The following is a 19,983-nucleotide window of genomic DNA, read 5'->3' on the forward strand; positions in this document are numbered from 1 at the left end:
GGCGCGGGGAGGCAGGGAGGGCCGCTGGCGGGCCCCAGGGGCGGAGCGCGGAGATGGTGCACGGCCGTACGGTCCCGCACCTTCGTGGAAGAGCCCCTGCCGCGAGGGATTCAGGGCCCCGGAGGGAAGACTTCCTCCAGGACCTCTGGGTCCTTCACCGCGCCCCGGAAGGACTGCTCCAGCGCATCCGTGAACCACTCCGGCTTCAGGGCGAGCACCAGGTAGCTGAAGCACGCCCGCGCCGGCGTCAGCCCCGTTCCGAGCGGCGTCAGCCACCGCAGGTCGACGGGCATCCCTCGGCGCTGTCGGGTCAGCAGGGCGCGGACGACATCACGGATGAACCGGACGCCCACCACGGTGAGCGGAAACGAGGGCACGTCACACATCCGCCACAGCGCCAGCAGGAAGTCATCGCAGGTGCCCCCGGGAACGGCGAGCACCGCGTCGAGGACCTTGTCGAGCATCCCGCTGGACCAGCGCGGAGTGCCCGTGTCCACGTACATCGCCAGCAACGCCAACCTGCACGCGCCCTGGCGCTCCGACGCCCCGGGAAGGCCCCGCACCCCACCTTCCTCGGACAGGGGCGGGCTTCCCAGTGCGACCAGAACCGGGCCATAGGCCGCCCTGAGCGCGGGCGGCCAATCAGCGATCCGCGCGCGGAGGTCGTCCAGGTGGCCCGAATCACGGGCCCCCAGCAGCTCGGCCTCCGCGCCGTTCTTCAGTGAGGCGAGGTCAGTCATGAAGCAGGACTTTGACCATGGTTCCAGGGTCCATTTCACCACTCTGCACGCGCCGGATGATTTCCTCCGTCCGGTGGTGGCCACCCGACAGGCTCAATCCACCCTTCGCCCCGCTGGCGCTGATGGGGTCGTCGAGCCGGAACATGATCAGGTCGTCGTTGCTCATCTTCAGGATGCCCCCGCGCTGGATGTCATTCGTCGGGTGCAGTCGCGTGGCGATGCGCCCCGACAGCTCCCCGGCGGACAGCTCGTAGATTCGGGGATTGAACTCCGCGAGCGTGGGCGGGCGCGGATTCCTGGGACTGCCGAAACCGCCCTTGGAGATGCGGTACAGGACGCTCTCGGGCAGCTCGTTGAGGGCCACCCGGCTGGCGGCAATCGACGAGATGTTGTGGACCCAGGTGGACAGCTCGCCCACGAAGTAGGTGTGCGCGTGCTCGACCTCGAAGTTGTAGACGGTCTCCGGCCCCGGCAGCGACTGGAGCGAGTGGACCCGGATGGGATTGCCCGCCACCGTCTGCAGCGCGTCCCCCGGCGCCAGCATCTGCGCCTGGGTCCAGCCCCGGCCCTGGACCCAGAAGGGGTGCTCGGCGGTGACGCCCAGCGCCTCCAGCGACCCGGCGTCCTCGGAGATGAGCTCCAGCAGCAGCACGGCCCGGTCCGGCTTGACGAAGGTGCGTGACACCTGGTGCCAGCCGGGCTCCTGCGTCTCCTCGTCCCATGCCCAGACCCAGTCTCCCTCTCGGACCTCCTCGATGGGCACCGGCCCCGCGAGCGCGAGCACCGGTGTGCCCGCGACGAAGCAGCCTCCGCCCAACATGATGGCCCGGGCATAGGAGGTCGTGCTGGAGCCAGCCATCCGCAGCGCCATGGCTCCGTCGACGATGGCGGCCCGGAAGGCGAACTTCGCCACCCGACCCACGCCGCGCGTCAGCAGGTCCACGGCCACGAACTCCAGGCCGACCTTCACCACCTCGCCTGTCATGCGCCGGTAGTGCTCGAACCGCGCCATCTGCCATTCGTGCTCGGTGCCGTAGTACGTCCCCAGCGTGGGCTGGGACAGACCGTGCTGGGCCATGTAGCGCGGCAGGTTGCCGGGCTGCTGCCGGACCAGGGCCTTGTGCTGTGCCTCCAGGCTGCTGGTGCCGTTCTGGTCCGCGGAGCGAGACAGCTCCGCCGGAGGCCCCCCCCACTCCGCCGCGCCCGCGCCCGCCTCCAGGTTCGGCGGCTGGTATCGCGGCGCCCGGACAATCGTCTCGCCTCCATCCGGCAGGTCATCCCCCTGCGCCTGGAAGCCCGTCGGGTCCGTCCACCGGAGCGGGTTGTTCAGCGTGTAGGCGTAGCGGTTGTAGGACTGACCGTCATGCGGGAACTGGACGAAGGGGTCCGGCGTGAGGAAGCGCGCCGTCTCCGGGTCGTAGATACGCCCGCCCATGTTCACCAGGCCGAACTCGTCATCGGCCTCGTGTCCCGTGAAGCCCTTCTTCACCGAGCTGGTTCCCACCGACGCCGCCACGGGCAGCGCGTGCGGCATCCGTCCGGCGCCAAAGGGCTCGAACTTCATCCGCTCCCCGTCGAGCACGTTGCCCAGGGCATCCACCACGCGCTCGGTGGAGCCCAGGTGGTCGCCCAGCAGGTACAGCGTCTGGTCCGCGCCGCCGTCCGTCCAGACGACCTGCGCGACGGTGCGCGGGCCGCCCGACACATGGAAGACATGCTGCGTCTGGCCGCCCTGCTGACGCTTCTCGTAGAGGCCCCCCACGTACGTCGTGACACCGCCCAGGCTGCTGCGCTTGAGCACGCGCCCCTGGCCACCGTCGTACTTGAAGCTCACCTCGCGGCCCGCGCCAGTGATGCGCCGGGGCAGGTCGAACGCGGTGTAGGTCACCGCCCGGCTCGGCGCGCTCACCTGGTTGCCGTTCGCGTCGTAACCGTAGGCTCCCGCCTGCGTCTGCTTCACCGCGTGGGGCCCCGCTCCCGGGCCGGTATACGTGCTGGTGGTCGCCGTCCCGGTGCCTTCCAGCACGCGGCGCTCCAGCAGGTTGCCCAGGTCGTCGTAGTGGTACTCCAGGGCGGAGCGGCGGCAGTTCTGGAACACGGTCCACTTCTTGAGCCGGTCCAGGGTGTCGTACTCGAAGTCCTCCGTCGTCCTGGAGAGCACGTCGTTGCGGTTGAGGAGGTTGCCCTCCAGGTCCCACTCGTAGGCCAGGCCCTGGAGCGCGGTGGCGCCACGCTTCGAGTCGATGAAGCGCAGCCGGCCCCTGGGGTCGTGACGGCGGTGCGTCACCACGTCGTTGCCCAACTGCTCCTGCGTGAGCTGCCCCAGGTCGTCGTACCCCTGCGCCGTCCAGTACGCCTTGGGCTCGGTGGGGGAACGGACCTCCTTCAGGAAGCCGTAGTCCGAATAGGAATGGACCACGGAGAGGCGCCGGGCGCCCGCCTGCGGGTACTGCACCGTGGCCAGCCGCCCGTTCGCGTCATAGGTGCGGTTGACGGCGTAGGAGGAGCCCTCGATGTTCCAGGTGCTCTGCTCCAGTTGGCCCTTGACGTTGTAGAGGTGCGCGACGGTGACACCGTCCGGGCTGGTGGAGCTGGTAATCGCTCCCTTGAGCGAGGTGTCCCACTCCAGGGCGTACTGGCCATCCGGCGTCGTCACCCGCTTCTGGCGGCCCAGCGCGTCGTACTCGTCATAGACCGTCTGTCCGCCCTTCCCATCCGTCTCCAGACGCGGGTCGCCGAAGGCGTTGTAGAGGGTGGTGCTCACACCCGAGTCGGGGTCCGTCACCTGCGTCCTGCGGCCAAGCACGTCGTGTTCGAGCACGACCGAGTTGCCCGCGGAGTCGGTCACCTGGCGAAGCACGCCGAAGGGGCCGAAGGCATACGTCGTCCGCAGCTCCCGTCCGGTGGCTTCATAGGCACTGCTGGCCACGAGCTGACCGATGGCGTTGGACTCCGTGGTCGTCTTGTTGTTTCGCTCGTCCAGGCGCGTCGTCTTGCGGCCGTCGTACGTATAGGTGACGGCGCCCCCTTCCGGCGCGGTGAGGCTCAGCGGACGGTCCATCAGGTCATACGTGGCCACCGAGTAGCGCACCGGGGCCACCCCGGAGTACGGCCTCGACACGTTCACCTTGCGGCCCAGCGCGTCGTAGCTGCTCAGCACGGTGACGATGCGGTTGTCGAAGCCCCGCGTGTCACGGCGAATCTCGCGGCCGAGGTTGTCGGCGGTGACGGCCGTCTGCTGACCGCCCACCACCTGCGTGGTGACCTTCAGCCAGCCCAGGGAGTCCGCGCCGTAGTTGACGAGCTCCGTCTCACCCGACGGCGCGACGGTGCTGCGAAGCCGTCCGAAGCCGTCGTAGCGGTGATGGGTGAGCAACCCGTTGGAGTCCTCGATGACCAGCGGAATCCCAAGCCCGGGGTGATAGGCCATGCGATTGCGGTGCCCCTGGGCGTTGAAGGTGGTGGCCGGAAGCAGGTGCTCCACCGCGTCGTAATGCGTGCGCTCCACACGCGTCGTGCCCGAACCGGTGCGCGACACCTGCTCCACCAGTCCGAAGGCATCCCGTCCGTACAGGGTGGTCAACGTCACGTCCGCGCCGCCCGTCGGCTCCATCACGGTCTGCAGCAGCAGGCCCCGGCTGTCGTACTCGTGCGTCAGCACCCGCGTCTGGGTGCGCAGATCGGCGGTGGTGCTCGTCACCACCACCCGGCGAGGCAGGCCCATGAGCCAGTTCGCCACGAGGTTGTCGATGATGGGCACCTCCGTCTTGGTGTGCCAGGAGCGCCCGGTGAGCGCCCCCGCCAGCACCTCGTCATCGAACTGGTCGGTCGTGGTGGCGTTGCCGTGCGCGTCCTGCGCTTGCAGCTGCCGGCTGCGGCGCGTCAGGGGCAGCGTCGTCCCCGTGCCTTCCCGATACTCGTCCGTCACCTGGTTCGCGTAGAGGAAGGGCCGGCCTCCCGCGCTGGTCGCCACCGTGTAGAGGTGGCCGCGCTGGTGCTCGTGCCGGACGCCCGTGGCGAGCGTCAGCGCCGTCGCCTCCGTCGCGGGAATGAACGAGCGCAGGTACAGGCCGCTGGTCCGCGACTGGTTGTCATAGGTGGTCACCGTCGTGGCGTTCGTCTGCCGGTTGATGAGCGTGCGCTTGCCGAAGCCCTGCCAGCCATGGCCCTGGACGTCCGTGCGAGCGGCCTCATAGGCGTAGAAGAACTTGTTGAAGTTGCTGGTGCGCGTCCCGTCGTCGACGCCCGATTCGACGACGACCCACATGTTGCGCGGACACTGCTGCGGGTAGACGCAGGTGCCGGGGGTGTGGATGCGCGGCTGTCCCGACGCGGCCGGCTGCTGCAGGAAGTGCTGGTAGCGCGCCGTCACGGCCTTGCCATGCTTGCCCACCCGGACGGCCGTCAGCGCGTCCGGCAGCTCGCCCTGGCGCAGGTACACGCGGAGCACGCCGTAGGCCTTCTGCTGCGCCACGGGGACCGAGAGGTCGTCCTCCACCTGGATGATGTCGGCGAGGCCGTCTCCGTTCGCGTCGAAGACCTGGGAGAAGCGCTGCCCGTAGCCGAAGGGCTTCGCGACGGAGGTGCCTCCCGTCGAGTGGCCCACGGGGATGTCCAGCTCCCGCGGCTCGAAGTGGTCATCCCGGCCCAGCAGCACCCACACCTTCGCGCGGGTCTCCGTTCGGCCGCTGTAGTCCCCCGCGTCCGTCACCAGCAGGTCCTGCCGACCATCGCGGTCGAAGTCCATCACCCGCACGCCGGGGTCCAGGCCGCGAGGATTGGGGCGAATCCACGAGGGGCTCAGCTCGTGCCTCGCGTCCAGGTTCTGCGCCACGGGCGGCATGAAGCCGTTGCCCGTGTTGATGGAGATGAGCAGGTCGCCGTAGAGCGTCCCGTGCGAGTCGGTGTCGCGGTCCCTCCGGCTGCTCACCGCATCCGCGAGACCGTCGCCGTTGATGTCCACGAACCAGGTCCTGTTGTAGTGCCAGCGCCAGTTGAGCGAAGGCGAGGACGCCACCGGCACCGCGGACAGCCCGGCGTCGGCGTACCGGTATGCAGCCGCTGCCCCCACGCCCACCGCGAGGTACTGCGCGGAGAAGTCGTCGTCCGTGCGGGTGTCGGCGGTGCGCACCAGCACCTCGGTGCTGCCATCGCCGTCCACGTCGACGGTGTAGCCCGCGTGGTCCACGCCCGAGCGCAGCGGCACCTGCGTGTACGCCGACAGCACGAACCCGCCCTGGTTCATCCGGTAGCCCCAGTCATAGGGCTGCGGGGACTTGGTGGAGCGGAACAGCTCCGGCAGGCCGTCACCGTTCATGTCCGCGACCTGCATCACCGGGACGCGGACGGGGGTCGTGGACGTCGCGGCCTCCCACCAGAACTGGAACGTCTCCGCCGCCTGGATGTTGGCCGGCTCGAACGCCGAGCCGTTGAAGCGATACAACTGGTAGTAGCCGTTCTGTCCGCTGGCGTCCGCGCGCTGGAGCGCGACGACCTCCGACACGCCGTCGCCGTTCATGTCGACGATGCGCAGGTCGTCGTCGCCATTGCCCGACTTGGACATGGGGAGCTGGGCGTTGATGGGGGGGCCGAAGACGCCCGCGCTGGCGGCCAGACGGTAGTACCAGACAGAGTCACCCAGGCTGACCGTGTTGCCATAGACGGGGTCCGAGATGATGCGGGCCTGGTCGTTGCGGCGGTAGAGCAGGTCATCCCGTCCGTCGCCGTTGATGTCCAGCGTGTGGAGCGTCCAGAAGTCCTGGACGCCCGGAATGATCTGCCCACCCAGGGTGGCGTCCGGAGCCCCCAGCGTCTTGACGTCGCGGATGGGGACGTAGTTGCCACCCACGAGCTCCGTGGCCGTCACGGCCTGGAAGTCACGCAGCTGGACGACGGGGTCATCACAGTCGTTGTCCGGGCTGGCGCTGCAGTCCACGCCCTCCGTGTAGCTGAGCTCCACCGGGTCCCGGCAGATGCCCTGGCCGTCACATTCGAACACGCGATCAAGCAAGCTCCTGCGGGTGACGCGGGCGACGCGGTAGCTCAGCTCGTAGGCGCGAAGCAGCACGTCATTGCGCGTCGTGGGCGTCGAGGCCAGGCCAGGCCCATACATCTCGATGCGCGACAGCCGCTTCGACGCGCGCAGCTTCAAGCCCGACACGAAGCGCACCTCCGAGTCCGGACGGGCCGCCACCGGATAGACGAAGCGCACACTGCGACGGCGGAGGTTGTCCGTGGTGTCGCTCGTGTGGCCCGTGTAGTCGATGCGGTCGGGCACATGCTCGTAGCCACTGCTCGCGTTGCCATCCAGCACGTAGCGGATGCGCAGGTCATTGCCGGCGCGGTCACGGACCTCGGACAACGCCCAGCTCAACCGGACGGTGGTGTCGGGGCCCTGAGACACCACCCCGGTCGCCGGGTCCGTCGTGAAGCTCAGCCGCTGCCCCTCCAGACGGGAGAAGGTGGTGGCGTGCTTCCCGTAGGACAGGATGCGACCATCCTTCGAGTACACCTCGAAGTAGTCGGGAGCCCCCGTGCCATCGATGTGGGCGAGCACCTTGGAGAACGACTCCACCTCCGTCCGGTACTCGATGAGCGAGCCGCTGCTGGCGACAACCACCAGTCGCTTGCCATCCAGACAGAAGGCGTCCTCCGGGAGGAAGCGCACCGGGGCCGTCAGCCCGTCCTGGGCAAAGGTCTTCCGGCAGCGCATGACCTGCGAGAAGCCATTGACCGCCCAGCCCACGCCCACCAGCCCATTGCCCGCGCGGCTGTGGTAGCCGAGCGACAGCTTCGGCTCCAGGCCCGCGCGGCCCTGAGGCACCCAGAGCGGGAAGCCATAGGACGCCGCGCCGTCCGAGGTGACGTTGAAGTTCGCGTCCACCTGCCCTGGCGTGGTGCCGGTGGACTTCGTCTCCGTGTGCATCATGGAGAAGGGAGGAATGACGAGCGGGTCATCATTGAGCACCCGCTCTCGCGACTGTCCCAGCTCGGATTCTGGGGCAGGGCTCTGCTGGGATGACCCACAACCTCCCGCGCCGTGGAGCAGGGAGACGCTCAACACAAGCATCGACGTGAAGCGCTTCATTGCCACTTCCTTGCGAGTCCTTTGGACCCGGATTGGACCTACGGCCTGAATGGTCTGGAACACGTTGAAGGCAGCCTGAATCCGCGCGTCTTCCGACGCGGGTTCCGCTACCCGCCCTGGCTCATCCCGCAGGGGCCGCAATCCAGCGTCCCACCGCAAGTGTCCGTGATGACGCCGCAGTCCACGGCCTGCTGAGCACACGTCCTGGGCGCGCACGCCCCCACGCACACGTTGTTGTTGCAGATCTGCCCGGCGCCGCAGGCACCGCAGCTCAGCGTCCCGCCGCAGCCATCCGGGATGGAGCCGCAGTTCCTGCCCTGGGCCGCGCAGCTCGTCGGCGTGCAGGAGCAGGAGCCCAGGTCACTGCGGCAGATGTTGCTCTCGTCGATGGTCCCATCACAGTCATCGTCCAGGCCGTTGCACGCCTCGGGAGGGGCATTGCAGACGCCGGACCAGGAGCCCGTCGCACAGGCCTCCGTGGAACCAGGGCACGCGCCTCCGGGGCCCACACATTCACGCGTGAGGGTGTTCGTACCCTGGCCGGGGGCATTGTTGACGACGCCGTCCTGGTCATCGTCACATCCGTTGCAGAGCTCCGTGGTGGGCGTGTCACGAGTACAGGGCCCCACGGTGCCATTCTCCCGGCACCACCGCTTCGCCGAGTAGCCGCTGCAGTCATCCGCGCAGGAGAGATACTGGGTCCCCACCTGGACCTTGCAGACGAGCTGTCCGCTCACGCAGTGGAGCTTGCCGAAGCACCCGTTCTGCTGGGCGTCACAGAGGATGGTGGGGACATAGTCCTCGTCAATCTGTCCGTCGCCGTCGTCGTCACACCCGTTGCAGATGTCGTCCTGGGCCCGATAGGCCGTGCAGGAGGTCCCGATGACATTGCCGGTTTCGGAGCAGAAACGAGTGCCCGAGCGTCCACACACGGAGCAGGCGGTGGTGGACGAACCGTCGTATTCGCACGGCCCCCAGTAGTCGTCACAGGTACGGGTGCCCTGGCAGGTCCCCTTGCTGCACTCCTGGGTCGCTCCAGACGGATAACACGTGGCCCACGCCTCGGCGGGGACCAGTCCCAGGAGGAGCGCGAAGCCGCTCAGGAGGAGAGGGAGATACCGCCGGAGGATGCCCTCGGCCCCGGGAGACTGGCGTGGGCCGGGAACCGCATCACGGGACAACGGAGGCAGCACTCCGCTCACAGCAGGAGATGGGAAGGTACGCATGGTGTACCTGTCATACGAAGGGCTCCCGGTTTTCTGGTCGTCCCTCCCGCGCGGCGCACCTCCAGCGCCACTCGAAGACCTTCCAGCCCGTACCGCTATTCCTCGGCGTCGTTGGCGAGCAGCGCGTCAGGGTCCGTGAACAACTCATCCGCCCGTTCAGACAGCGCCAGGCGCTGCAATCCCTCGTTGGCGCCCTCACCCGCGAAGGCACAGGGCGTGTCGCGCAGCAGGAAGGCCTTCTCGGAGGACCTGACCGTTTCGGGCAGCTCGCCGTGGGTGTAGTACGTGTGGCTGGGGATGCTGATGGGTTCGTTGGTGTTCTGATACCGGTCCGTCACCCGCGGCAACACCTGCTCGGAATCAGCGCTCCTCCGACCGTAGGCGGCCTCGGTCATGTCGAAGCGGAGGAAGCACTGGTCCTCGCGTGTCGGCAGGAGGAGCTCCGCGAAGCCGTAGGGGACGTCGACGGAGTAGTGGATGACGGTGCCGGACGTGGGGTCCGTCAGCTTCACCTTGTGAGGGCCGCGACTGACCTCGAAGACGAGGTGGTCATCGTCCTTGCTCAGCTCCGGCGTCGGCTTCCCGTCCACGGCGAGCTCCACGGCGCTGCCTGCCACCGTCAAGACGTGCAGCCTGCCGACGCCGAGCGCCTGGTTGAGCACGGACGCGAGGCCCGCGCCGACGAACCCGACGACCACGACCACCACGGCGATGATCTGCACCTTGCGCACCACGACGACCCCCATTCCGGGTCGACTGACGACCCGTGCGCGCGGGACGATAATCCACTCCCCGGGCGCCTGTGGAAAAGGAGGAGCGCTCCCCGTGCGACCTGTCGCCCTTCTGGGCAGTGCGCACAGGAGACCCGGTTACTTCTCGATGCTTCGCGGCGACGCCTCGAAGGCCGCGAGACGGGCGAGTTGCTCGCGCGCCACGTTCAGGTTCGTCCCCGCGACGGCATGGGCCAGTCGCTGGAGCCACGCGGCCCCCGTGTGCCGCTTCGTGAGCCATCGACTGCCCACCACCATGATGGCCAGGAACACCATTCCGAAGAGCACATTCGCCGCCAGGTAGCCTGTCCCCAGCACCCGATAGGCGTCCACCCCGGCAAGCCCTCGCAGCCCGACGATGAGCAGCGGCGTCCACAGGAGCGGCGACAGCCACAGCACCCACTGTGTCGTGCGGACCGTGGAAGCCCTCAACGACTCCACGCCGGCCTGGAGCTGGGTGATGGGCGCGGCGTAGTCGAGCGCACCCACGCGCAGCCACTGGCGGGCCGAGACGGCCGTGAGGACGAGCGCCACGCCATGAAGGATGAGCGCGGGGACGACGAACCGGGGCTCGCGCACGTTCGCCGCGATGAAGGCCCCCAGCGCGACCAGGCTGACCAGCCCCAGCACCAGCTCGAACCCGAGCGACCATCGCAGCCGCCCCATCATGGTCCGCGTCCCCTCCAGCTCCGTCGCGCGCAGCAGCCGCCGGTTGAGGCGAATCACCTCGTCCAACCGCGCGTCATTCGCCTGCCAGCACTTCTGGAAGTCATCGAGTTCCATCGTCAGGTCTCCTTCGTCGTGTCGGTTGAGAGGCTGCGCATGTCCGCGCGCAGCCGGTCCTTCAGGCGGCCGATGCGCGTCGAGACATTGGCGGTGCTGATGCCGAGCACCTCGGCGATGTCCGCGTGGTCGTGGCCGTCCAGGTACAGCATCGCCAGGGCCTTGCTCAGGTCATCGAGCCGGGCGATGCACTGGTACAGGAGCGCGAGGTCCTCCGACGGAGGTCCCTCCACGTCCCGAGCCACCTCCAGCATCTCCTGGCTCTCGGGCGCGAGATGCCGCTTCCGGGTGCCCTCCCTCCGCTGGAAGGAGATGGCCACGTTGAGCGCCACCCGGTACATCCAGGTCGAGAACCGGAGCCGGTCGTCGTAGCGGGGAAACGACTGCCAGAGCTGGGCGATGGTCTCCTGGACCAGGTCGTCTGGCTCCACCCCGGGGCCGCCGTAGACGCGGGCGACCTTGTAGAGGATCCGCCGGTGCGCCTCCAGGAGGGCGAGGAAGCGGGAATGTCGGTCAGGTTCGGCCATCGAGGGTCCAGAGGTTGCGAGGGCGCGAGTGACGCGTCCATCGCCTTCACCCCATGGTTCGCGCCAGGAAGCGGAATCTCACACCGGCCCCTCTCTTTTCCGCTCGGGCCGGGCACGCCAGCCAGGGCGGCTGCCGCTGTGCCACCTCGCCTCCTTTGACGCCCTTTCGGACGGGTGCGTTCCCAACGGTGGGATAGGGTGCGCCGCCATGACCTTCTCCACCCTCGGTCTCTCGGACGCGCTCGTCCGCGCGATGAGCGACCTCGACTGCCTCGACCCGACCCCTGTGCAACGCGCGGCCATCCCGGCGGTGCTGCGCGGCGGTGACGTGTGGGCATCGGCACCGACGGGCTCGGGGAAGACCGCCGCCTTCGTACTGCCGCTCCTGGAGGCCCTGGCCCAGAGCCCTGGCGGCAATCCCCGGCGGACCCGCGCCCTCATCGTCGTTCCCACCCGCGAACTCGCCGCGCAAATCGCCGATGCCGTCGAGCAACTCGGCCGCCATCTGCCCCGGCGCCTGAAGACGTGCCTCGCGGTCGGCGGCGTCTCCATCAACCCCCAGATGCTGGCGCTGCGCGGAGGCGCGGACCTCATCGTGGCCACGCCGGGCCGCGCGCTGGACCTGGTGGACCAGAACGCGCTCCGGCTCTCCACTGTGGAGACCCTGGTCCTCGACGAGGCCGACCAGCTCCTGTCGCTGGGCTTCGCCGACGAGCTCACGCGCCTGCTCGCCCTGCTCCCCAAGCGCCGCCAGAATCTACTGTTCTCCGCCACCTTTCCGCCCGCGGTGGGGAAGCTCGCCGAGCAACTGCTGCACGAGCCCACCCGCATCGACATCCAGCCAGAAGCCCTGCCCGGCGCGGACCTCGTCGTCCAGCGCGCCATCGAGGTCGACGCGGGCCGGCGGACGATGCTGCTGCGTCACCTGCTGGAAACGCACGCCTGGTCCCACGTCCTGACCTTCGTGGCCAGCCGCTATGGGTCGGAGCACGTGGCGATGAAGCTCAACCGCGCCGGCATCACCGCGGCGCCGCTTCACGGAGAGCTCAGCCAGGGAGCACGCACGCGCGCGCTCGCGGACTTCAAGGCGAAGCGCGTGCAGGTCCTCGTCGCCACGGATGTCGCCGCGCGCGGCATCGACATCGTGCAGCTCCCCGCGGTCGTGAACTACGACCTGCCGCGCTCACCCGTGGACTACGTGCACCGGATTGGCCGCACGGGCCGCGCCGGCGAGCCGGGCATGGCCATCAGCTTCATCAGCGCGGACACGCAGGCGCACTTCCGGCTCATCGAGCGGCGCCACCAACTGCGCCTCGTGCGCGAGCAGCTCCCCGGCTTCGAGCCCGTCGACGTCCCCACCCCGCCCCTGGACGTGAATGGCGGCGTGAAGGGAAAGCGCAAGAGCAAGAAGGACAAGCTGCGAGAGGCCGCCGCCGAGGCCGCGAGCCGCCCGCCGTCGCGCCGCAAATAACGGGGCCATGAATCGAAGGCGGGAAGATCCGCGAACGCCTTCGTTCCTCTGGGGCACAACCCGGAGGTTTCATGCAACGCGGTGCATTCCTGTTGGCTCTCGCCAGTCTCATCCCCACATGGGCCCTGGCGGCGCCCCACGTCACGAGGCTTCCTCCCCAGAACGCCGCGGTCCACTGCGCTCCCGGCGCGACGTGTACCCAGCCCACGGTGGACGGCTGGGTTCCGCCGATGGAGTACGCCGACGGCAAGAAGTTCCCGTTGCAGGACTACGTGAACGGTGGCCCCAACGGCGAGCTCTACCTGTTCGTCAGCGACAACGCTGAATACACCTCGGACGAGTGCAACTTCGGAGTCCCCAATGCCGGGGGAATTCCCTCGGTCCAGACCAACCCCTGCCACTCGCAGACGCTGTTCATCGGCATGCGCCTGCCCCGGCCCAAGGACGCCAACGGGAACTTCCTGGACGCCTCCGGCATCATCGACGTCTGGCTCGATGCCCAGCGCGACGCCACCATCAACCAGGTCGCCGGGGCGAACATGCCCCGCTCCGAGGACCGTCACCTCCAGCTTCGCTACTCCACCGGCCCGAACGGAAACACCACGCTCTCGCAGCGGATGGGCAACAACGCGAATGGATGGATGGCGCTGACGGCCCCCAACCAGGCCTGGGCCACCAGCGTCACGGTGGCGACCCCGGGCGCGCAGCCGTCCCGCGTACACATCGAGTTCGCCGTGAAGCTGCGCTCGAGCGTGCCGCCCATCGCCGGCAGCGAGCCGCTGTCGGCGCTCGTCCGCAAGCTGGGCCTCGGCCTCCAGAGCACCGTCTTCTCGGTGGCCGGCGCCACGCAGAAGGTGGGAGGCGGCACCTTCCCCAACGTGAAGAACCAGCCGCCCGTCAACTTCATGCCCTCCACCTGGGAGACGCTCGAACTCAAGGAGCCCGTCTCCATCCCCCTGAGCTTCACGATGTGGAACGTGGGGCAGATGCCCGATGCGACCTTCTGGGTCAGCGACGGGGGCTCGGGAGAAATCGACACCGTCGCCGCGAAGATTTTCAGGAAGGAGGTCGCCTGCATCTCCGAAATCTGGATGTCCCATGAGCGCGGCGAGCTCATCGAGAAGGTCAACGCGCTGCGCGCCATCGAGTCGCTGCCACCCATGCAGGCCGTCACGGAGCTGAACGACGACGTCCTCAAGCTGGCCACCGAGAGCACGGGCCTGGTGCTGTTGTCCTCGCGGCAGATTCTCGAGGGAGGCGTGCACCACTTCCCCTCGCACATGTGCACCGGCAATGACTGCCTCCAGGACAAGGGCGTCATCTGGGCTCGCATCGCCACCCCCGCCGCGACCGAGCCGGTCATCGTCATGGAAGAGACCGGCGCATCCAGGGTCTCCACCGCGACGGACTACGGCGAGTTCGTCGACGTGTTCTGCACCCACGTCAACGCGGGAGAGAACGTCCCCGGCCCCGACACCGATGCCCGCGAGGACCAGCTCTTCGACATCAAGGCCTACGTTCAGCAGGTGCGGAAGGGCGGGCCCCTGCACGCCAACACCTTCCCGTACCTGCTCGGCGACGACGACATCTTCCCCCAGGGCACCTGGCCGAGCGGCCTGGACCGCCCCGCCTTCCTGCTCGGGGACATGAACACCCTGGGGCCCAAGGCCACCCAGGCCGACTCCAACTTCCCGGCCTATCAAGACATGGTGGGCCCCAGCTTCCTGGCCATCAACCAGCGCACCGAGTTCGAGAAGGCAAACACCCTGTTCTCCGAAGCCCGGGACCTGGCCCGCACCTCGTCCGGCCCGGACCCGATGGCGACCGGGACTTGGCTGAGCAGCCAATGCACGGACCTGGTGACGGACGAGCTGGGCTCCAAGGACCGCCTCGACTACGTGTTGGTGTTCCCCGCCGAGGACACGCTGGAGTTCCCCGCCTATGCCCTGCTCAAGGAGCCCACGGCGGACGTGAAGCCGCACTTCGACCCCGACTCCGGCTTCCTCCTGGAGAGTCCCCAGCAGTTCTTCCAGCAATGCCTGTCGGACCACGCGATGGTGGACGTGAGCGTGGCGTTGACGCGGGTGAAGGATGTCGTGAAGTACAACCCCGCCAAGCCGCACCGGATGGAGTACGCGGTGAAGCAGGTCACGGATTTGGAGACGGAGAGCGGCTGTTGCGCGGACTGGTTCACGCCCCGCGTACACATGACGGCGAATGGCTTCTTCCGGGAGAACGCCTTCCTGAACGTCGTCGAGGACCAGACCATCTACCCGAACTGGCTGGTGCACACCGGCCCTGACAATCCCACGCAGTTCCCTGACCTGCCGGCGAACTTCACGGGGGTGGTGAACATGACGTCGGCCATCTGGGAAGAGGATGTCGGCCCCAATGACCACTACGACTCCATCCCCGAGGGGGGCGCCGGGACGACGGTGGACGAGCGGGACGGCCACTTCAGCTTCTTCGCGGGGTCGGGAATGGTCCGCCGGGTGAAGGGTGAGACGAATCCCAATGATTGGTTCATGGGGCTCGAGCTGATGGGGAGCTTCCTCAATGGCTATGAGAACGGAATGACCCTGGAGACCGAAGGCAAGGACATGGACACCGGCGACAACGCCCGGGTCCGGCACTACATCCAACTGAAGGAGCTCGAGTCCCCATGAGCGCAATGAATCTGAAGTCCGCGGTGCTCGCGCTGCTCCTCGGGGGCACGGCGACCGCCCACGCCGTCGAGCCGATGGTGCCCTACGACAACTTCAACCCAACGGAGTCCAACCCGCCTCGCGCGACGAAGGTGCGCGGCATCGACCCGGCCCGGTGGGTCAGCCAGGAGAGCGGAAGCCGGCAGCAGGCCCTTCGTGAGCTGGCCTTCACCCGCCTGCGGCTGATGAGCCGCGCCAACACGGGCACCGGACGGTACGGACTGCGCTTCACCCAGCCGTCGACGGTGACGGCCATCGAGGCGAAGGTTCGCGTGAACAACGCCAGAAGCACGGGTTGCTCGGTCTCCAGATTCGGAGTCGCCCACGGCACGGCGGAGCTGTCCGGTCACTTCTTCAATGCCTCCTCTCCGGGCCGGGGCAGTGCGCGCGATGACATCACAGCCGCCATCCGCATCGTCTCCCGGTCGACAGACCCCGTGGGCTCGCAGGAGCTGCGGGTGGAGGCGGCCATCGAGCGGTGCAGGGACGCGTCCTGCACGGAGCGCAGCTCACTCTTCACCGCGGACCTGGGGCTGATTCACCAGGGCGAACAGGCGAGGCTGCGGGTCCAATGGGACGCGGTGAATGACCGCTTCGTGTTCCAGCGAGACACCCAGCCGGAGGTGCATGGCGCGTACACCGTCGCGGACACCCAGGCTCCCGGAGTCTCGAACAAGGAGTTGGTGGTGACCCATGCCCTGCCCACCTGCGCGAGCGGCAGTCCCAGTCCGCTGGGGTATGTGAATGCATACTTCCATGATGTCCTGGTGAACGAAGCGGCTGCCCCCGCGCTGTGAGGGAGCCCGGGACTGGGGGCATGCTTTGAGCCCCCAGCACCCGTCCTTCCTTGTCAAGGCCCCCTTCGAGGCGGGCTGTTTGATATGTCGATGCCGTGGTTGCTCCCAATCCATGCGAGCGCCACACCCCGAAGGGGGAATCCACATGGGCATCGTTTCGAGAAGTGGCCGGGGCCTGGTCGCCGCACTGGTCGGGGTGGGCGCAATGGCTTCCATCAATTGCGGTGAGGGTCAGGACCTGCCGGAGAATACCCAGGCACAGGTCCAGCAGGAGCGCGCGCCCCTGGATTGCGCCTCCTCCAGCGCGTGCGCCAGCCTCACGGCCCCCACCGTGGAGCTCACCGCTCCGGCTCCAGGCAGCTTCCTGCGTGGCACTGTCACGCTCACGGCGGACGCCTCGGATGACGTGGGCGTCACGCGCGTGGACTTCTTCGACGGGGCCACGCTCATCGGCTCCGCCACCCAGGCCCCCTTCAGTGTGAGCTGGAATACGACGACGGCCTCGGGTCCACGCACGCTGACGGCCCAGGCCTTCGACGCGAATGACGAGTCGGGCACCTCCAGCCCGGTGAGCGTCCTGGTGGACAACTTCGTCCCCATCATCCTGACCGGCTCCCCCCCGTACACGCCCCAGACCCTGAACTACGTGCGCGGCATCGTCAATCTGGGCTGGACGGTGACGGACCAGAACCTCTCGGGCGTCTCCCTGGTGGAGTTCCTCCTGAACGGAAACTTCGTGGCCTCACAGCCCGGCTACTCGGGCTTCACCTACAACTTCACGTGGGATACGCGGGTGCTGGGCAACACCTCCTACAGCCTGACCCTGCGTGCGACAGACCACGCGGGCAACGTCCAGACGAACACCCGGACCCTCATCGTCGACAACGCCCCGCCCTCGTCGTTCCTCTCCGCGCCGGCCAACGGCTCGGTGGTCAGTGGCGTCGTCACGCTGTCCGCCAATGCCTCCGACAGCCAGGCCTTGCTCTATGTTGTCTTTGAAATCGACGGTGTCATGCAGACGCCCTATTCAACCACCGCGCCGTTCACGAGGGCGTGGGACACGACGGGCAAATCAGGCACGCATGTGATTGTCGCCATCGCCTATGACCGGGCTGGCAACGGCCGACGCAGCAACGCCGCGACAGTCACGGTGCCCTGAGCCGCCCGCACCGGGGCGGGCCACGGGCGCAGGCGTGGCCCGCCCCGGTGCAATGAGGTGGGCCGCGCCTTGACGCACACCCGCCGTCATGTTCTCGTTGTAAACATGCCAATCATTCATGACGGAGTTGCTCTTCGGCGAGTGACGATTGCGATGACCGCACTCGTCCTATTGCTCATTCCCGCAGCTGATGCTTCGGCGCAGCCAGTTTTGACTTATTTGTCCGCAGCAGCACCGGGCAAAACGGTCCGTTTCTGGGATTGCTGCAAGGCAAGCGGTTCTTGGCCTGGGAAAGCCGCGGTCAACTCTCCGGTCAGGTCTTGCGACAAGGGTGGCGTAACAGTGAGCGATGTGAATGCGCAAAGCGGCTGCAATGGTGGCGCCAGCTACGCCTGCAATAACAACCAGCCCTGGGCCGTGAACTCGACCTTTTCGTATGGATTTGCCACGGCGGGCCTGCTTGGCAAACTGGAGAGCGACACGAGTTGCGCCTGTTACGCGTTGAAATTCACCAACACGGCCGTGAAGGGCAAGACGCACGTGGTCCAGGTGGTCGGCCAGGGGTCCACCACCAACTCGAACTTTTTCGAACTGCTGATTCCTGGCGGCGGGGTGGGACTTTTCAACGGCTGTTCGCCGCAGTGGGGCGCTCCAAGCTCTGGTTGGGGGGCACAATACGGCGGTGTCACCAGTAAAGCCCAATGCGCTCAATTGCCGGCGCAATTGCAGCCGGGCTGCAACTGGCGATTCGATTGGTTTCTCAACGCGGACAGCCCCGAGATGACCTTCCGTCGGGTCAAATGCCCGACGGCACTCACCGACAAATCGGGGTGCATCCGAAAGGATGGATGAGAAGAGAGGACAAAGACGCTCTGCTCCGAGCGACTAACGACGGGTGAACACGCCCAGCTTGTCGCGGTTCCACGCATTGATGGTCAGCGAAAGGACCTTCGTTCGTGGAGCCGCGAAGAGCGCCCCCGAGAACCCGCTCGCGTTCTCACCCGTGGTCTGGAAGTAGAACTCGTCACCGCTGTAGTGAGTGAGCGGGAATCGCTTGCCGGCGGGGCCGACGGTGAAGGACAGCGCACCGTCTCGAAGCGACACGGTGAGGTCACCGTAGACGCGATTCGGATAGGTTCCAACGTAGGCGCCAAGGTTCCGCGCGGGGGCCGGGTTCACCGCGGGCTTGGAGTACTTCGTCTGGTCCGGGGTGATGGGCTCGGCGACGATGGGCGCGAGGAAGGCCAGCCAGTCTCGCGTCGACGCATTGTAGCGGACGATGTCCACGAACTCGGCGGCGATGGCCTCCGGAACACCCCGAGGGTCCGAGTTCGTCAGCACGGCGATGGCCAGCTTCTTGGACGGATAGACGGTGATGACCGTGGACGCTCCGCGCCCGAAGCCTCCCGAGTGGCCCAGCCGCAGCTCCCCGGTGTCCTCGTAGTCGACGTTCCAGCCCAGCCCGTAGAAGCTCGCCCTCCCCCCCAGCTCCTCCGGACCATGGGTGACATTGTTGGGCCGCCAGATGGTCTGCAGCCCGGGCACGTCGACCACGAGGGTCTGAAGCCCCGGGAAGCCGCCCCCCGAAATCAACATCGTCAGCCATCTGGCCAGGTCGCGCACCGACGAGTTCGCGCCACCGGCGGGCGCCTGACCGTCATTGTTGGCGCCGAGGTCCGGCTTCCATTGGCCATTCACCAGCGTGTGCAGCGCCGCCCGGTTCTTGCTCGCCTGAAGGTCCGCGAAGGAATAGGAGGTACTGCTCATGCCGAGCGGCGCGAAAATCATCTCCCGCGCCAGGTCCTGCCAGGAGCGTCCCGTCGCCGTGGCGAATGCCTGCGCTCCGGCCGTCAGGCCATAGTTGGTATAGGCATAGTTGTCGCGAAACCGCGCCAGGGGATACAGCGCCAGCTTCGAGATGATCTGCTCACCGGTGTAGCCGAGGTCCTCGAGCAGGTCTCCCGCATGGTCGGGCAAGCCACTGCGATGCGAGAACATGTCGGCGACCGTGACGTGCTGCCCCACCCACGCATCGGCGAGCGTGAAGCCCGGACGAAAGGTCTGGAGCGTGTCGTTCCAGTCCACCTTGGCCAACCGCCGCGTCAACGCGGCGGCAATCACCGTGGAGCTCAGCGGCTTGGAGACCGAGGCGAGCTGAAACACCGTGTCCACATCGACGTCCCCCACCACGCCCGCCTGGCGTTCGCCCAGGCCCTTGAGGTACCGGACCTGGCCCTCGTACACCACGGCGACCGCGATGCCGGGCACGGAGGTGGCCGCCTTGTCCTTCTTGACGATGTCGTCGAGCACCGCCAGGGCTCGCGTCACGCCTTCGGCGGTGATCTGCCCGGAGGCCGTGGACGTCGCGGAGGCCACGGCCCTGGGGCCCGGTGCTGGCGCGGCCGCCGTCGAACCCGTCCCGGTGATGGCCGCCCCGACTCCCGCCGCGCCCAGGCCCCGCAGCAGCGTCCTGCGTGCCATTCCCGTCGCCGCCGTCGGTGCTGAACCCTGCCCATCGTCGTGCGCCATGACTCCCCCCGGAAGCCTCACGTCGAAACGGTTTCGACGCACCCGCGGAGCGCAGACTGAGAGGCCCGTGGAGGCACGCGCAAGAGACCCAGGTCCCATTGTGCCGCCGAGTCAACGCCCCCCCGTTTCCCAGCGGCCCCGCGTCGTCGCCGGAGCCAGCCGCGTCGCGGCGGACCGTCCTGGCGCCAC

At 67.8% G+C, this 19,983-nt stretch carries 12 protein-coding genes; 5 read left to right on the forward strand and 7 right to left on the reverse strand.

Annotated features, from left to right (window positions below):
- Positions 1-110: 110 nt before the first annotated feature.
- From HUA76_RS35665 to HUA76_RS35690, 6 genes are all read right to left on the reverse strand, one after another.
- The gene (locus HUA76_RS35665; protein ID WP_174463365.1) at positions 111-740 is read right to left on the reverse strand and encodes a hypothetical protein; all 630 of its coding nucleotides are present in this window, start codon (positions 738-740) and stop codon (positions 111-113) included.
- Positions 733-7,827: a polymorphic toxin-type HINT domain-containing protein gene (locus HUA76_RS35670; protein WP_174463366.1), complete on the reverse strand. Its 7,095-nt coding sequence runs from the start codon at positions 7,825-7,827 to the stop codon at positions 733-735. The genes HUA76_RS35665 and HUA76_RS35670 overlap by 8 nt, the downstream gene beginning before the upstream one ends.
- A gap of 107 nt (positions 7,828-7,934) precedes the next feature.
- Complete coding sequence (locus HUA76_RS35675; protein WP_174463367.1) at positions 7,935-9,008, reverse strand: hypothetical protein; 1,074 nt, start codon at positions 9,006-9,008, stop codon at positions 7,935-7,937.
- Between the two features lie 140 nt (positions 9,009-9,148).
- Positions 9,149-9,799: a hypothetical protein gene (locus HUA76_RS35680; protein WP_174463368.1), complete on the reverse strand. Its 651-nt coding sequence runs from the start codon at positions 9,797-9,799 to the stop codon at positions 9,149-9,151.
- Between the two features lie 123 nt (positions 9,800-9,922).
- Positions 9,923-10,606: a hypothetical protein gene (locus HUA76_RS35685; protein WP_254614689.1), complete on the reverse strand. Its 684-nt coding sequence runs from the start codon at positions 10,604-10,606 to the stop codon at positions 9,923-9,925.
- Between the two features lie 2 nt (positions 10,607-10,608).
- The gene (locus tag HUA76_RS35690) at positions 10,609-11,133 is read right to left on the reverse strand and encodes an RNA polymerase sigma factor (RefSeq protein ID WP_174463369.1); all 525 of its coding nucleotides are present in this window, start codon (positions 11,131-11,133) and stop codon (positions 10,609-10,611) included.
- 208 nt (positions 11,134-11,341) lie between these two features.
- On the opposite strand from HUA76_RS35690, the gene HUA76_RS35695 reads away from it, so the two are divergent.
- The 5 genes from HUA76_RS35695 (at position 11,342) to HUA76_RS35715 (ending at position 18,117) form a co-directional block, all read left to right on the forward strand.
- Positions 11,342-12,604: a DEAD/DEAH box helicase gene (locus HUA76_RS35695; RefSeq protein ID WP_174463370.1), complete on the forward strand. Its 1,263-nt coding sequence runs from the start codon at positions 11,342-11,344 to the stop codon at positions 12,602-12,604.
- 71 nt (positions 12,605-12,675) lie between these two features.
- Positions 12,676-15,270: a hypothetical protein gene (locus HUA76_RS35700; RefSeq protein ID WP_174463371.1), complete on the forward strand. Its 2,595-nt coding sequence runs from the start codon at positions 12,676-12,678 to the stop codon at positions 15,268-15,270.
- Positions 15,267-16,106: a hypothetical protein gene (locus tag HUA76_RS35705; protein WP_174463372.1), complete on the forward strand. Its 840-nt coding sequence runs from the start codon at positions 15,267-15,269 to the stop codon at positions 16,104-16,106. Before HUA76_RS35700 ends, HUA76_RS35705 begins: the two co-directional genes overlap by 4 nt.
- Before the next feature lie 205 nt (positions 16,107-16,311).
- Positions 16,312-17,265 (forward strand): Ig-like domain-containing protein, encoded by a 954-nt coding sequence (locus tag HUA76_RS35710; protein ID WP_254614690.1) that lies wholly within the window; start codon positions 16,312-16,314, stop codon positions 17,263-17,265.
- Positions 17,266-17,334: 69 nt separating this feature from the next.
- Positions 17,335-18,117, forward strand: a complete 783-nt coding sequence (locus tag HUA76_RS35715) for a hypothetical protein (RefSeq protein ID WP_174458039.1) — start codon at positions 17,335-17,337, stop codon at positions 18,115-18,117.
- Between the two features lie 33 nt (positions 18,118-18,150).
- Here HUA76_RS35715 and HUA76_RS35720 read toward each other — a convergent pair whose 3' ends face one another.
- Positions 18,151-19,794 (reverse strand): serine hydrolase, encoded by a 1,644-nt coding sequence (locus tag HUA76_RS35720; protein WP_174463374.1) that lies wholly within the window; start codon positions 19,792-19,794, stop codon positions 18,151-18,153.
- Positions 19,795-19,983 lie beyond the last annotated feature (189 nt).

It is taken from the genome of Myxococcus sp. CA056, from assembly GCF_013336715.1.
Classification (GTDB): domain Bacteria; phylum Myxococcota; class Myxococcia; order Myxococcales; family Myxococcaceae; genus Myxococcus; species Myxococcus llanfairpwllgwyngyllgogerychwyrndrobwllllantysiliogogogochensis.